The organism is Mycobacterium sp. E2479, assembly GCF_001667925.1.
Taxonomy (GTDB): Bacteria; Actinomycetota; Actinomycetes; order Mycobacteriales; family Mycobacteriaceae; genus Mycobacterium.
In genome coordinates, this window is the sequence record NZ_LZJR01000112.1 from 1 (window position 1) to 13771 (window position 13771).

Annotated in this window: 13 protein-coding genes and 2 pseudogenes; 11 read left to right on the forward strand and 4 right to left on the reverse strand. The window is 69.6% G+C overall.

Features of this window, described 5'->3' with window-relative positions; all coding sequences use genetic code 11:
* From A5686_RS27325 to A5686_RS17305, 7 genes and pseudogenes are all read left to right on the forward strand, one after another.
* A pseudogene (locus A5686_RS27325) lies at window positions 1-139 on the forward strand (aspartate aminotransferase family protein); the annotation flags it as partial.
* Window positions 139-747, forward strand: a complete 609-nt coding sequence (locus A5686_RS17280) for a histidine phosphatase family protein (protein WP_067936722.1) — start codon at window positions 139-141, stop codon at window positions 745-747. The pseudogene A5686_RS27325 and the gene A5686_RS17280, both read left to right, overlap by 1 nt.
* 17 nt (window positions 748-764) lie before the next feature.
* Window positions 765-1382, forward strand: a complete 618-nt coding sequence (locus tag A5686_RS17285; protein ID WP_067936724.1) for a TlpA disulfide reductase family protein — start codon at window positions 765-767, stop codon at window positions 1380-1382.
* A 16-nt stretch (window positions 1383-1398) separates the two neighbouring features.
* Window positions 1399-2178, forward strand: coding sequence for a cytochrome c biogenesis CcdA family protein (locus A5686_RS17290; protein WP_067936727.1), 780 nt, complete (start codon window positions 1399-1401; stop codon window positions 2176-2178).
* Window positions 2179-2237: 59 nt separating this feature from the next.
* On the forward strand, window positions 2238-3851 hold the full coding sequence (locus A5686_RS17295) for a cytochrome c biogenesis protein ResB (protein ID WP_067936730.1): 1614 nt from the start codon (window positions 2238-2240) through the stop codon (window positions 3849-3851).
* The gene (gene ccsB, locus A5686_RS17300; RefSeq protein ID WP_067936732.1) at window positions 3848-4831 is read left to right on the forward strand and encodes a c-type cytochrome biogenesis protein CcsB; all 984 of its coding nucleotides are present in this window, start codon (window positions 3848-3850) and stop codon (window positions 4829-4831) included. Before A5686_RS17295 ends, ccsB begins: the two co-directional genes overlap by 4 nt.
* A 63-nt stretch (window positions 4832-4894) precedes the next feature.
* Window positions 4895-6193, forward strand: coding sequence for a MinD/ParA family protein (locus A5686_RS17305; RefSeq protein WP_067936735.1), 1299 nt, complete (start codon window positions 4895-4897; stop codon window positions 6191-6193).
* 9 nt (window positions 6194-6202) lie between these two features.
* Here the strand turns inward: A5686_RS17305 and A5686_RS27330 are convergent, their stop codons facing one another.
* Window positions 6203-6352, reverse strand: a complete 150-nt coding sequence (locus tag A5686_RS27330; RefSeq protein WP_156750120.1) for a hypothetical protein — start codon at window positions 6350-6352, stop codon at window positions 6203-6205.
* A gap of 157 nt (window positions 6353-6509) precedes the next feature.
* On the opposite strand from A5686_RS27330, the gene A5686_RS17310 reads away from it, so the two are divergent.
* Entirely contained in the window at window positions 6510-6794 is a 285-nt protein-coding gene (locus tag A5686_RS17310; protein ID WP_156750121.1) for a DUF4229 domain-containing protein, read from the forward strand.
* On the opposite strand, the gene A5686_RS17315 is transcribed toward A5686_RS17310, so the two are convergent.
* The gene (locus A5686_RS17315; RefSeq protein ID WP_067936740.1) at window positions 6791-7798 is read right to left on the reverse strand and encodes a beta-ketoacyl-ACP synthase III; all 1008 of its coding nucleotides are present in this window, start codon (window positions 7796-7798) and stop codon (window positions 6791-6793) included. The two genes, A5686_RS17310 and A5686_RS17315, sit on opposite strands and share 4 nt — an antisense overlap.
* Before the next feature lie 96 nt (window positions 7799-7894).
* Window positions 7895-8767 (reverse strand): 1,4-dihydroxy-2-naphthoate polyprenyltransferase, encoded by an 873-nt coding sequence (locus tag A5686_RS17320; RefSeq protein WP_067936742.1) that lies wholly within the window; start codon window positions 8765-8767, stop codon window positions 7895-7897.
* Between the two features lie 84 nt (window positions 8768-8851).
* On the opposite strand from A5686_RS17320, the gene A5686_RS17325 reads away from it, so the two are divergent.
* Window positions 8852-9628, forward strand: coding sequence for an S-methyl-5'-thioadenosine phosphorylase (locus A5686_RS17325; protein WP_231986403.1), 777 nt, complete (start codon window positions 8852-8854; stop codon window positions 9626-9628).
* Window positions 9625-10653 (forward strand): NAD(P)-dependent oxidoreductase, encoded by a 1029-nt coding sequence (locus tag A5686_RS17330; protein ID WP_067936747.1) that lies wholly within the window; start codon window positions 9625-9627, stop codon window positions 10651-10653. The genes A5686_RS17325 and A5686_RS17330 overlap by 4 nt, the downstream gene beginning before the upstream one ends.
* A 3-nt stretch (window positions 10654-10656) precedes the next feature.
* Here A5686_RS17330 and A5686_RS17335 read toward each other — a convergent pair whose 3' ends face one another.
* Entirely contained in the window at window positions 10657-12378 is a 1722-nt protein-coding gene (locus A5686_RS17335) for a hypothetical protein (protein WP_067936750.1), read from the reverse strand.
* Between the two features lie 307 nt (window positions 12379-12685).
* On the opposite strand from A5686_RS17335, the pseudogene A5686_RS17340 reads away from it, so the two are divergent.
* Window positions 12686-13771 (forward strand): annotated as a pseudogene (locus A5686_RS17340) (hypothetical protein); the annotation flags it as partial.

Genomic DNA, 13771 nt, shown 5'->3' on the forward strand with positions numbered 1-13771 from the left:
GGGCGTCTACCCGCCGTGCAGTGCCTTCGAGGCGTGGTTCGTCTCGACCGCGCTGGACGACCGCGCGTTCGACCGGATCGCGCAGGCCCTGCCCGCCGCGGCCAGGGCCGCCGCGCGAGCCGAGGAGGGGAAGTCCTGATGGCCGAGCACACCCGGGTGCACGTCGTGCGGCACGGCGAGGTGTACAACCCGAGCGGGATCCTCTACGGGCGGCTGCCCGGATTTCATCTCTCCGACAACGGCCGCGCGCAAGCCGCCGCGGTGGCCGACGCGCTGGCCGTCCGCGACATCGTCGCGGTGATCGCCTCGCCGCTGGAACGGGCCCAGGAGACCGCCGCGCCCATCGCCGCCAAGCACGGGCTGGCCGTGGACACCGTCCCGGATCTGATCGAATCGGCCAACTTCTTCCAGGGCAGGCGGGTGAGCCCCGGCGACGGCGCCTGGCGGGACCCGCGGGTGTGGTGGCGGCTGCGCAACCCGTTCCGGCCGTCCTGGGGCGAGCCGTACGCCGACATCGCCGCCCGGATGCACACCGCGGTGGACAAGGCTCGCGCCCGTGCCGCCGGCCACGAAGTGGTGTGCGTCAGTCACCAGCTGCCGGTATGGACGCTGCGGCTGCACGTGACCGGCCGGCGACTGTGGCACGACCCCCGCCGGCGCCGGTGCGGGCTGGCATCGGTGACGACCTTGGTTTACGACGGCGACCAGGTGGTCGATGTCGAGTACAGCGAACCGGCGGCGCCTTGACCGCGCGACGACGGGCGATGGCCGGGGCCGTGCTGGCGGCGCTGCTCCCCGGCCTCCTCGCCAGCTGCTCGTCGGGGCGCGACGCGGTCGCCCAGGGCGGCACTTTCGAATTCGTCTCGCCCGGCGGCAAGACCGACATCTACTACGACCCGCCGTCCAGCCGCGGCCGTCCCGGCCCACTGGCCGGACCCGATCTGGCCGACCCCGCGCATACGTTGTCGCTGGACGATCCGATCTTCGCCGGCCGCGTCGTGGTCATCAACATCTGGGGGCAGTGGTGCGGGCCGTGCCGCGCCGAGGTCACCCAGCTGCAGCAGGTGTATGACGCCACCCGCAACGCCGGCGTGTCCTTTCTCGGCATCGACGTCCGGGACAACAACCGGCAAGCGGCGCTGGACTTCGTCAACGATCGCCACGTGACCTTCCCGTCCGTTTACGACCCGGCGATGCGCACCCTGATCGCCTTCGGCGGCAAATACCCCACCACCGTGATCCCGTCCACGCTGGTCCTGGACCGCGAGCACCGCGTCGCGGCGGTCTTCCTGCGCCAATTGCTGGCGACCGACCTGCGGCCGGTGGTGCAACGACTGGCCGGCGAGGGGTCGCCGGCCCCGGCCGGCAAGGCGGCGCCGTGACGGGCCCGAGACAGCGATGACCGGATTCACCCAGATCGCCGCCGCCGGACCGCTTCTGTTGGCCCTCGGCGCGTGCCTGCTGGCGGGACTGGTGTCGTTCGCCTCGCCGTGCGTGGTGCCGTTGGTGCCCGGCTACCTGTCCTATCTGGCCGCGGTCGTGGGCGTGGACGAACAGCCGCCGGAGGGCGCGATTGAGGCCCCGCCGGGCGCACGCTGGCGCGTCGCGGGATCGGCGGCGTTGTTCGTCGCCGGGTTCACTACCGTGTTCGTGCTCGGCACCGTCGCCGTTCTCGGCATGACCACCACGCTGATCACCAACCAGCTGGCGCTGCAACGGGTTGGGGGGGTGCTGACCATCGTCATGGGTCTGGTGTTCGTGGGTCTCATCCCGGCCCTGCAGCGCCAGGCCCGGTTCAGTCCGCGGCAGCTGACCACGGTCGCCGGGGCCCCGGTGCTGGGCGCGGTGTTCGCCTTGGGCTGGACGCCATGTCTGGGGCCGACGCTGGCCGGCGTGATCACGGTCGCCTCGGCCACCGACGGCGCGAGCGTGGCGCGCGGAATCGTGTTGGTGATCGCCTACTGCCTGGGCCTGGGCATCCCGTTCGTGCTGCTGGCGTTCGGCTCGGCGGGTGTGGTGGGGGGCCTGGGCTGGCTGCGCCGGCACACCCGCGCCATTCAGATCTTCGGCGGCGTCCTGCTGGTCACGGTCGGCGCCCTGTTGGTCAGCGGGGTGTGGAACGACTTCATCGCATGGCTGCGCGACGCGTTCGTGTCCGACGTGAGGTTGCCGATTTGAGGCGACTTCTCGTAGGGCTCGTTCAAAAGGGCCGCAACACCTGGCGCGCACTGACCTCGATGGGCACCGCGCTGGTGCTGTTGTTCCTGCTCGCGCTCGGCGCGATCCCCGGGGCGTTACTGCCGCAGCGCAGCCTGAACGCCGGCAAGGTCGACGACTACCTGTTGGTTCATCCGGTGATCGGGCCGTGGCTGGACCGGTTGCAGGCCTTCAATGTGTTCTCCAGCTTCTGGTTCACCGCCATCTATGTGCTGCTGTTCGTGTCGCTGGTCGGCTGCCTCACCCCGCGGATGATCGAACACGTCCGCAGCCTGCGGTCCACCCCGGTGACCGCGCCGCGCAACCTGGCTCGGCTGCCCAAGTACGCCAGTCAGCAGATTCAGGCCGACACCGACGAGCTGAACGCCCTGGCGAACACGCTGGCCGACCGGCTGCGCGGCTGGCGAACCGCCATCCGGCACCGGGACGGCGGCGAGCCCGCCGATTCCGAAGTGGTCGAGGTGTCCGCCGAGAAGGGCTACCTGCGCGAGTTCGGCAACATCGTCTTCCACTTCTCGCTGCTAGGCCTGCTGGTCGCGGTGGCCGTCGGCAAGCTGTTCGGCTACGAGGGCAACGTCATCGTCATCGCCGACGGCGGTCCCGGCTTCTGTTCGGCCTCGCCGGCCGCGTTCGACTCCTTCCGGGCCGGCAACACCGTCGACGGCACCTCGCTGCACCCGCTGTGCATCCGGGTCAATGACTTCGCGGCGCACTACCTGCCGTCGGGACAGGCCACGTCGTTCGCGGCGAACATTGACTACCAGGCCGGCACGGATCTGACCGCGAACAGCTGGCGGCATTACCAGCTGGAGGTCAACCACCCGCTGCGGCTGGGCGGTGACCGGGTGTACCTGCAGGGACATGGCTACGCCCCCACCTTCAGCGTCACCTTCCCGGACGGAAAGATCCGCACGGCGACGGTGCAGTGGCGGCCGGACAATCCGCAAACCCTGCTGTCATCGGGTGTGGTGCGCATCGATCCACCCGCCGGCAGCTATTCCACCGCCGCGGAGCGCCGCAACCACGAGATCGCGATCCAGGGCCTGCTGGCCCCCACCGAGCAGCTGGAAGGCGCACTGTTGTCGTCGCGGTTCCCGGCGTTGGACGCCCCGGCGGTGGCCGTCGACATCTATCGCGGTGACACCGGGCTGGACACCGGGCGACCCCAGTCGCTGTTCACCCTGGACCCCCGCCTGATCGAGCAGCACCGGTTGACCAAGGAGAAGCGGGTCAATCTGCGTGCGGGCCAATCGGTCCGGATCGACCAGGGGCCGGCGGCCGGCACCGTGATCCGCTTCGACGGCGCCGTTCCGTTCGTCAACCTGCAGGTCTCGCACGACCCGGGCCAGACCTGGGTACTGGTCTTCGCGGTCACGATGATGGGCGGTCTGGTGGTGTCGCTGCTGGTGCGCCGCCGCCGGGTGTGGGTCCGTCTGACCCCCGACGTCGGCGGGTCCCCCGGTACGGTGAACGTCGAACTGGGCGGCCTCGCGCGCACCGACAACTCCGGTTGGGGTGACGAGTTCGAGCGACTGTGCGAACGGCTGCTGACCGGCGTCGCTAGCGCGCCAGCCGCGGGCGGCGACGCGACACCCGCAGCGTCCAAGAGGAGTTCTGAGGTGGACGTCAAATGAATACGGTGCACGTCAACATCGAGCTGGCGCGCTACTCCGACTGGGCGTTCACGTCGGCGGTGGTGGCCCTGGTGATCGCGTTGCTGTTGCTGGCCTTCGAGCTGGCCTACGCGGGCGGTCGCCGCGCGGATCAGCGCGCCCGGGTGCCCGCCGGTGCCGTCAGCGCCGACTCCGTCACCCCGGGCGTGGTCAACGAGGCGGCCCAACGTCCGATCGACGAGCGCGTCGGGCGGGCCGGGCTGTCCGTGGTGTACCTGGGCATCGGACTGCTCGTGGCCTGCTTGATGCTGCGCGGCCTGGCCACCCTGCGGGTGCCATGGGGCAACATGTATGAGTTCATCAACCTGACCTGCCTGTGCGGCCTGATCGCCGGGGCGGTCGTGCTGCGCCGTCCGCAATACCGTCCCCTGTGGGTCTTTGTGCTGCTGCCGGTGTTGATCCTGCTCACCGTGTCCGGTCGATGGCTCTACACCAACGCCGCGCCGGTGATGCCCGCACTGCAGTCCTACTGGCTGCCCATCCATGTGTCGGTGGTCAGCCTGGGATCGGGGGTGTTCCTGGTCGCCGGCGTCGCCAGCATCCTGTTCCTGCTGCGGACGTCCGCGCTGGCAGACCCCGACCGCACCGAACGCAGCGCGCCGGGCCGGCTGATTCAGCGGTTCCCCGACGCGCAAACCCTGGATCGAATCGCTTATCGAACGACGATTTTCGCGTTTCCGGTGTTCGGGTTCGGCGTCATCTTCGGAGCTATCTGGGCCGAAGAAGCCTGGGGCAGATATTGGGGCTGGGATCCCAAAGAGACTGTGTCTTTTGTCGCCTGGGTGATTTATGCCGCGTACCTGCACGCCAGGTCGACGGCGGGATGGCGGGACAGGAAAGCCGCCTGGATCAACGTCGCAGGCTTTGTGGCCATGGTCTTCAATCTGTTCTTCGTTAACCTGGTCACTGTGGGCCTGCATTCATACGCGGGCGTCGGGTGACGGTGGACAGCCGACCCGGATAACGCACGGCACGCCGGAAACCACAGAACAAAGGGGAGTGCAGTGAGCGAGCATCCAACGTCGGGCGTGGGGGCGCCCGAACAACCGACCACGCAGTTACCCCCACAGACGGCGGACCAGCAGCAGGGCGCCGAACCCAAGGCCGAGCCGGGCGGTGACGCCCCGACCCGCGCCTTCGCCGGGTTCCGTACCGAACGCCGCGTCCCGAGTCCCGAACGCCAGCAGGCCGCACCGCCCACCGCGCCCAGGCCCGGTGGGATGCCGCCCTGGGACTCCACGCCGGTGACCGGCATTCCGCGGGTCGATCCGACGGCGTATGGCGCCTACTACACCGGGCCGGACGCGCCGCCCACGCAGCTGCAGGGAGCGCCGCAGCGTCCCGAGCACCTGCCGCACACGCCGTATCCGGAGCTGTCCACCGGCATGTTGCTGCGGCCGGTCGCGCCGCCGCCGTCGGACGGATGGCGGCTGCTGCTGTTCAAGCTGTCCGGCGGGCTGATCAACCTGGGCGAGAGCCCGCGGGCCACGCGGTACAACAACCTCGTTGCCCAGGTGAACCGGCCGCTGCGGGGCTCCTACCGGGTGGCCTTCCTGTCGTTGAAGGGCGGCGTCGGCAAGACCACGATCGCCGCGACGCTGGGCGCCACCTTCGCCTCCATCCGCGGTGACCGGGTGGTCGCCGTGGACGCCAACCCCGACCGCGGCACGTTGAGCCAGAAGATCCCGCTGGAGACGGCCGCGACGGTGCGCCAGCTGCTGCACGACGCTGGAACGATCGAGCGCTACAGCGACGTGCGGCGCTACACCTCGAAGGGGCCGAGCGGCCTGGAGGTGCTGGCATCCGAAACGGATCCCGGCATATCCGACGCGTTCGGCGCCGACGACTACGTGCGGATCCTGGACATCCTGGAACGGTTCTACGGACTGGTGCTCACCGACTGCGGGCCCGGACTGCTGCACTCGGTGATGAGTTCGGTGCTGGACAAGGCCGACGCCCTCGTCGTGGTCAGTTCGGCATCCATCGACGGCGCGCGCAGTGCCTCGGCGACATTGGACTGGCTGGACGCCCACGGCCACGAGGACCTGGTGCGCAATTCGGTCGCGGTCATCAACGGGGTCAAGCCACGCCCGGGCAAGGTCGACATGAACAAGGTGATCGACCACTTCTCCCGGCGTTGCCGCGCCGTGCAGCTGGTGCCCTTCGACCCGCACCTGGAAGAGGGCGCCGAGATCGAACTGGATCGGTTACGGCGCGGGACGCGCGAAGCGCTCACCGAGCTGGCCGCCATCGTCGCCGACGGGTTCCCCGGCGATCAGCACAACCCGGGAGTGCTCGGCTAGCACGGACTTTTAATCGCCGCGACCCAACCGCCGCAAGAAATCCGGATCGTCGTCGGGTCCGATGACGCGCGTCTTCGGGCGGTGGGTCTGCGACCGCGCCGCGCGCCAGCCGACGTAGACCAGGGCCCCCAGAATCACGACGAGCAGCAGGTAGAGCACGCAACACCTCCTTCGAGCGAATATACCCGCGCCGTAGGCTCAGCCTGTGTCACAACAAGCTAGCGACGACAGCACCGGCAACACCCAGAACGAGGCCGCGGGCGACGGCACGGCGCAACAAGGCGGGAGCCGCGTGGCCGTCCACGTGGCGGCGTACATGGCGGCGCGGATCCTGCTGGCGGTCGTGCTCACCGGAGTGATCTACGGTGTCGCGCACTTGGCGGGCATCACGCAGTTCCCGATCGTGGTAGCGGTGTTGTTCGCCCTGATCATCGCGATGCCGCTGGGCATGCTGGTGTTCGCCCCGCTGCGTCGCCGCGCCACCGCCGCGCTCGCGATCGCCGGGGAACGACGGCGCCGGGAACGGGAACTGCTCCAAGCCCGACTGCACGGGGAGGCCACCCCCGACGAGGTCGACGGCGAAGAATCAGGACGCGGTTAGCCGTTCGGCAGTCGCACGACCTGTGCGGCATAACTCAGGCCGGCACCGTAGCCGAGCAGCAAGGCCAGATCGCCGGCCTTGGCCGCACCGGTCGCCAGCACTTCGGCCATCGCCAGCGGGATGGACGCCGCCGAGGTGTTCCCGGTGTGCTCGATGTCGTTGGCGACGACCGCATCCGGACGCAACTCGAGGCCCTTGGCCAGCACCTCGTTGATCCGGCTGTTGGCCTGATGCGGCAGGAACACGTCGATTTCGTCGGGCCGGACGCCCGCCGCGTCCATGGCCTGCCGGCCGACTTTGCCCATCTCGAATGCCGCCCACCGGAACACCGCGCTGCCTTCGAGCCGCAGGAAGGGTCGCGGGCCGGTCGGGCGGTCCATGTAGTCGATCCAGTCGATGTCCTGGCGGATGGCCGTGGCCTGCGCGCCGTCACTGCCCCACACGGTCGGGCCGATGCCCTGGTCCGGTGTTTCACCCACCACCACCCCGGCGGCGCCGTCGGCGAAAATGAAGCAGTTGGTGCGGTCCTGCATGTCCACGGTCGGGGACAGCTTCTCCGAACCCATCACCAGCACCTTGGCGGCGGTGCCGCCCCGGATCATGTCGGCCGCCACGCCGAGCGCGTAGCCGAAGCCGGCGCACCCGGCCGAGACGTCGAAGGCGGGCACGCCGGTGGCGCCCAACGCCGCCGCGACCGATGGGGCGCAGGCGGGCGTCTGCAGGAAATGCGTGCTGGTGGCGACGATCACGCAGTCGATGTCGGCCGCGGTGAGCGAGGCTTTGGCGATCGCCTCCTGCCCGGCCTCGGTCGCCATGGACGCGGCGGATTCCTCGCGGGCGGCGAACCGGCGCGTCTTGATTCCGGTCCGAGAGTAGATCCACTCGTCGGACGAGTCGATGTTCTCGCAGAGCTCGTCGTTGGTGACCACCCGCTGCGGCCGATACGACCCGACGCTGAGTAAGCCGATGTTCTTGGGCCCGCTAGTCGCGGCAATCTGCTTCATCGCGGTCCTTCGCTTCGCCCCAGCAAACGCCAAAGTACCCCACCGGGGCCGCGGTCGGGGCCCACGCACTGCACTATAGATGCCCTCCTTCAGTGCTCAGGTGCCTAGCGCCAGCGCCGCGGTCACGGCGAGCGCCCAGACCACCATCGCCAGCCCGGTATCGCGGAGCACCGGGATGAGCTGCGGACCGCCGCGGCCCGATCGCACCGGGGCCGCCGCGCGCAGGGCCAACGGTGTGGCCACCAATGCGACGGCGCACCACGGTGTCGCCAGCATGAGCACCAGCGTCAACGCCCCGGCGACCCCCAGCAGCGCCTGATACAGGATCCGGGTGCGCGCATCGCCCAGCCGCACCGCCAGGGTGATCTTTCCTGAGCGCGCGTCGGTCGGGATGTCCCGCAGGTTGTTGGCCACCAGTACCGAGCAGGACAACGCCCCGGTCGACACCGCCAGTAGCGACCCCACCCAGTCAACGCGCAGCGCCTGGGTGTACTGGGTACCCAGCACGGCGACCAGCCCGAAGAACACGAACACCGCAATCTCGCCAAAACCGGCGTATCCGTAGGGTTTTGACCCACCGGTGTACAGCCACGCCCCGGCGATGCAGGCCGCACCCACCGCGATCAGCCACGGCGCGCTGAACAGCGCCAGCGCGAGCCCGGCGAGCGCGCCCACCGTCAGGCTGGCGACCGCTGCGGCCAGCACCGCCCGCGGCGCCGCCAGCCGCGAGCCGACCAGGCGCACCGGTCCGGCCCGGGCGTCGTCGGTGCCGCGGATGCCGTCGGAGTAGTCGTTGGCGTAATTGACACCGATGGTCAGCGCGAGCGCGACGGCCAGGGCCAGCAGCGCCTTCCACCACACCGCGGAATGCAGCCATGCCGCCGCACCGGTTCCGGCGACAACCGGGGCTACCGCATTGGGCAACGTCCGCGGCCGCGCACCGGAAATCCACTGCCCGAGATTGGCCACACGAACATCCTGCCAGGATGCGGGCCATCGATCCTCCGGCCCCGCACCCGCCGTCGTTTCGGCGTCATGCACCACAATGGTCGGATGCTCGGAGTCATCGGCGGCAGCGGCCTTTACACGTTCTTCGAATCCGAGTCCCACGAGGTCAGCGTGGACACTCCGTACGGCCCGCCCAGCGGTCCGGTCACCGTCGGCACCATCGGTGGCCACGAGGTGGCTTTCCTGCCGCGCCATGGCGCCAAGCACGAATTCTCCGCGCACACCGTGCCGTACCGGGCGAACATGTGGGCCCTGCGTAAGCTCGGCGTGCGGCGGGTACTCGCGCCCTGCGCGGTGGGCAGCCTCAGACCCGAACTGGGTCCGGGCACCGTCGTGGTGCCCGACCAGCTGGTCGACCGCACCCGGGGCCGCGCCGACACCTATTTCGACTCCGGTGGCATCCACGTCGATTTCGCCGACCCGTACTGTCCGACGCTGCGCGCCGCGGTGGCCGTCCTGCCCGGTGTGACCGACGGCGGCACCATGGTGGTGATCCAGGGCCCGCGCTTTTCCACCCGGGCCGAAAGCCAGTGGTTCGCGTCAGCCGGGTTCTCGCTGGTCAACATGACCGGGTATCCGGAGTCGGTGCTCGCTCGTGAGCTTGAAATGTGTTATACCGCAATCGCTTTGGTCACCGATTTGGATGCCGGTGTGCGGGCAGGCGAGGCGGTGAAAACCGTCGACGTGTTCGCCGAATTCGCGAAGAACATCGAAATATTCAAGGCGCTGATCCAGCAGGCCATCGGTCGGCTGACCCCCGAGCGCACCTGCACGCATTGCCTGCCGCACTCCGGGGTCACCCTGCCCATCGAGCTGCCGTGAGGGTGCTGCTGACCGGGGCGGCCGGCTTCATCGGTGCGCGGGTGGACGCCGCGCTGCGGTCCGCGGGTCACGAGGTGGTCGCCGTCGATGCTTTGTTGCCCGCCGCACACGGCCCAGATCCGGTGCTGCCTGGCGGATGTCACCGAGTCGACGTGCGCGACGCCGACGCACTGGCCCCCCTGTTGGCCGGCGTGGACGTGGTGTGCCATCAAGCGGCGATGGTGGGCGCGGGCGTGGACGCCGCCGACGCCCCGGCTTACGGCGGCCACAACGATCTGGCCACCACCGTCCTGCTGGCGCAGATGTTCGCCGCCGGGGTGGGGCACCTGGTGCTGGCGTCGTCGATGGTGGTGTACGGGCAGGGCAGTTATCACTGCCGACAACACGGAGCCGTGGATCCGCTGCCCCGGCGCCGAGCCGACCTCGACGCCGGAATCTTCGAGCACCGCTGCCCGGTCGGCGGGGAGGAACTGCGCTGGCGCCTCGTCGACGAGGACGCCTGCCTGCGCCCACGAAGCCTGTACGCCGCCAGTAAGACCGCCCAGGAGCATTATGCGCTGGCGTGGTCGGAGGCCACCGGTGGTTCGGTGGTGGCACTGCGCTACCACAATGTCTACGGCCCCGGAATGCCGCGCGACACCCCCTACTCCGGGGTGGCGGCGATCTTCCGGTCGGCGCTGGAAAAGGGCGAATCGCCAAGGGTTTTCGAGGACGGCGGGCAGATGCGCGACTTCGTCCACGTCGACGACGTGGCCGCGGCCAACGTCGCGGCGACGCAGCACCGCGAGGGATTTACGGCGGTCAATATCTGCTCGGGGCAACCCATTTCGATCATGGAAGTGGCGCAGGCACTGTGCGATGCACGCGGGGGCCCGCTGTCACCGGTGGTCACCGGACAGTATCGCAACGGCGACGTACGCCACATCGTCGCCGACCCGTCGCGGGCCGCCGATGTGCTGGGTTTCCGTGCGGCCGTCACACCGGCTGACGGGCTGCGAGAATTCGCGTTCGCGCCGCTGCGCTGAGGGTCAACCCTGCGGGGGGCGGTAGATCTGCGGCTTCTGCACGGGTATCTGACGCGTTCCGGAGTCGTCGCCGCGGAAGATCCGGGGGGCATTTGGCTGCGGTATCTCCGTGGTCGCCGGATCGCTGTCCGCGCCGGGGACGCCGGCGGGGATGCGGGTGGTCGCCGAAGCCGAGGGCCCGGGGTTCTGGGCCACCGTCGGGACCCGGGTGGTCGGTGCTGCCGCATTTGCGGCCGCCGCACGCCTGCGGGCCGCACGCTTGGCCCGGCGTCGACCGCTCAGTTGCCCGGTCACGATCGCCGCCAACAGGATGCCGAGGGCCAGGCCGCACAGCGTCACGTCGAAAACGCTCGTGATCTGCTGGGCCAGGTTGTTGCCGTAGACCGGGTGCAGCGCAGGCGATCTGGGTGAGTCCGCGAACCGTGGCGCCAGCACGACTCCGACGACGACGCGGGCCACGCTGAGCGTGGCGACGAGGCCGCACAGGGACGTGACCATTCTCGCCGAGAGGGTGGCCAGGCTGCGGCGCAGCCAGATCACCAGGACCGCGGTGGCCAGATCGAACGCGGCCAGCACAATGCTGTCGTAGCGGGAGAACGGGTAGTTCAGGATCACGCCGACGACCAGGTCGGTGATCCGCATCGCCATCGACCCCACGCACCAAACGGCGATGAGCAGCAAGCCATTTCGGGTCGTCGCGCGCAACGCGGACTCCTCCGTCGGCTGGGCGTTCCGGTGACCGAACAGCGTCCGCGGCGCGAACAGCGCCGCGCCGGCCGCCCACGCCAGGTAGCCCTCGAAGCCGACGCCGGCGGTGGAGGTGTTCTGCGCGATGCCGTGGAACGCGTCGATGTCACGTCCGGCGGGCAGGAACCACACCAGGATCCCGGCGGCCAGCGTCGATGCGCCGAGCGCGACCGTCGTGAGCCGACTCGCCCGGGCGTCGCGCAGCAGCCACCTGGAGGCGACCAGCACGGTGACCAGGGCCACCACGCCGTACACCACCGCGGTCGCGATCACGGCGATGTTCTGCCTGCCGAATTGGTCAACGCTTCCGGTGCTCTGCAGCGCGTACCGGACCCGCCAGTACAGGTTGAAACCGAAGCTGAGCACCGCCGCGACCATCGACAGCAACCCGATGACCCGCGCCGACCTGTGCCATCCGGTGGACTCGTCGCCCCCCGGAACGGGTCCGGCGAGGGCACCGGTGGGCACCGCCTGAGCGCTCAACAGCGAGCCGGCGACCCCGAACCATGCCCCCGGCCCGACACCGCCCGGCACGTTGACCGTGCCACCGAAGCGGACGGTCTCGTACGCGTCGAACACGACGAAGCCGAGCACCAATAGCAGGTAGGGGACGTTGAGCGCCAGGCGAAGCCGCGCGGCGCGCGCGGAGTTGAAGCGCGCGTCCGTCGCCCGCCAGGAACCGCCGGCCGCGACGGCGATGAGGGCCAGCACCGTCACCGCGATCAGCACCGCGAAAAGGGCCGTGCTGCTGTCCGGGATTCCGACCCCGAAGTAGAGGTTCCACGGCAAGAACACCGCGAGAATCAGCAGCGCCGCAGCGGTCAGGTCGCCGACGGCGTGCCGGTACCGCGTCGTTCCCGTGGCGGTGAGCGCGGAGCCGCCCGTGGCGTGCGGGCGGATGATGCGCGGCGCCGGTGCTTGCTGGGTCTGAGCTCGGATGGGGCCGGTAGGCGCGTCGTCGCTGCTCTGGCTCACCATGCCTCCCGGGATGCGAGGGCCGATATCTTTCGCGCAGTTTCAGATGTTCGGCGAGGGATCAACCCGCCGAGCGAAGTGCACTGCTCGCTTGCGAACATATTCTCCGTTCGGATGCTCCTGGCAGTGGGTGAGACCGGCTGGGGCGGAGATGATCCTGCGGCAATCGTCCTGTCGTTTCGAAAAGCTGGTTACGCTGCGCTAGTAGACGAAGCTTGTCGCCTGAATGATTGATACTCCAACGGTATCGCAAGTGTAATGATGCTTCGACATTGCTGGTTGCGGGGTGGCCGGGTGAAGGAGAACCGGGATGGACGTCGTTTTGGGGGTTGCGGTCACCGGACCCGTCGCGCGCTTGGCCCTGGTCGGGTCGGGCGCGCAGGGTGCCGACGTGATCGACCAATCCGTCGTCGACCTCGCTGACAATCCGATCGGGACGTTGACCGAGACCGTGGTCGGCACGAATCGGCTGCTGGCCGGCGAGAACCACCACCTGGTCGGCACCCGGCTGTGCTGGACCGATCATCCGGCCGCCGACCAGCTGCGGCGGGCGCTGGAGGATTCCGGTGTGCACAACGTCGCGGTCGTCTCGGAGTCGCAGGCGGTGGCCGCCCTGATGCGCGCGGCCGGCCGGCCCGGCGCCGCGCTGGTGATGGACGACGCGACCGCCACGCTGTCGCTGGTGGATTCGGGCGACGGCGATCCGGACGCGCCGCCGACCGTGCTGGCAAGCCAGCCGCTGGCGGAGGCATCGGGCGGCGATGCGACGGCCGCGTTCCACACGATGATGGCGAACCTGCGCGCCCGCCCCGACGCACCGCAGGACGTGTATCTGCTCGGTGCGTCGCCCGATCTGAACCGGGTCGCCGACCAGCTTCGCGACGCGTCGACCATGCGGGTGCAGGTCGCCGAGGACCCCACCTTCGCGCTCGCCCGCGGCGCCGCGATAGCCGCCGCAACGGCGGCGGCGTTGCAGGCGGGGGGTGCGACGGCCATGGTGCCCGCGGCCGGCCTGACCGCCGACGAGACCGCGATGGCGCCGGGGTTCGGGGACGCCACCACGGCGGTGCCGTCGACGGGGCCGATCGGTGATGAGACGGCCTTCGTGCCGGCGGCGGAGTTCGCGGATCCGAATGCGCAAGACCAGCAGCTGGCCTACTCGATGGCCGATGAGGGCGACCAATACCCGGGTGAATTCGATGAGTACGGCCCCGAATTCGACGATTACGAGTACGGCGACGCCGAAGAGGACGAGCCGACGAAGCTGTCGCGGCGATCGTTGGTGATCGGCAATGCCGTCGTCGCTTTCGCGGTCATCGGATTGGCCTCGCTGGCCACCGCGATCGCGGTCGCCGTTCGGCCGACCGCCAGCCAGCAGCCGGTGGTGGGGGTCCAG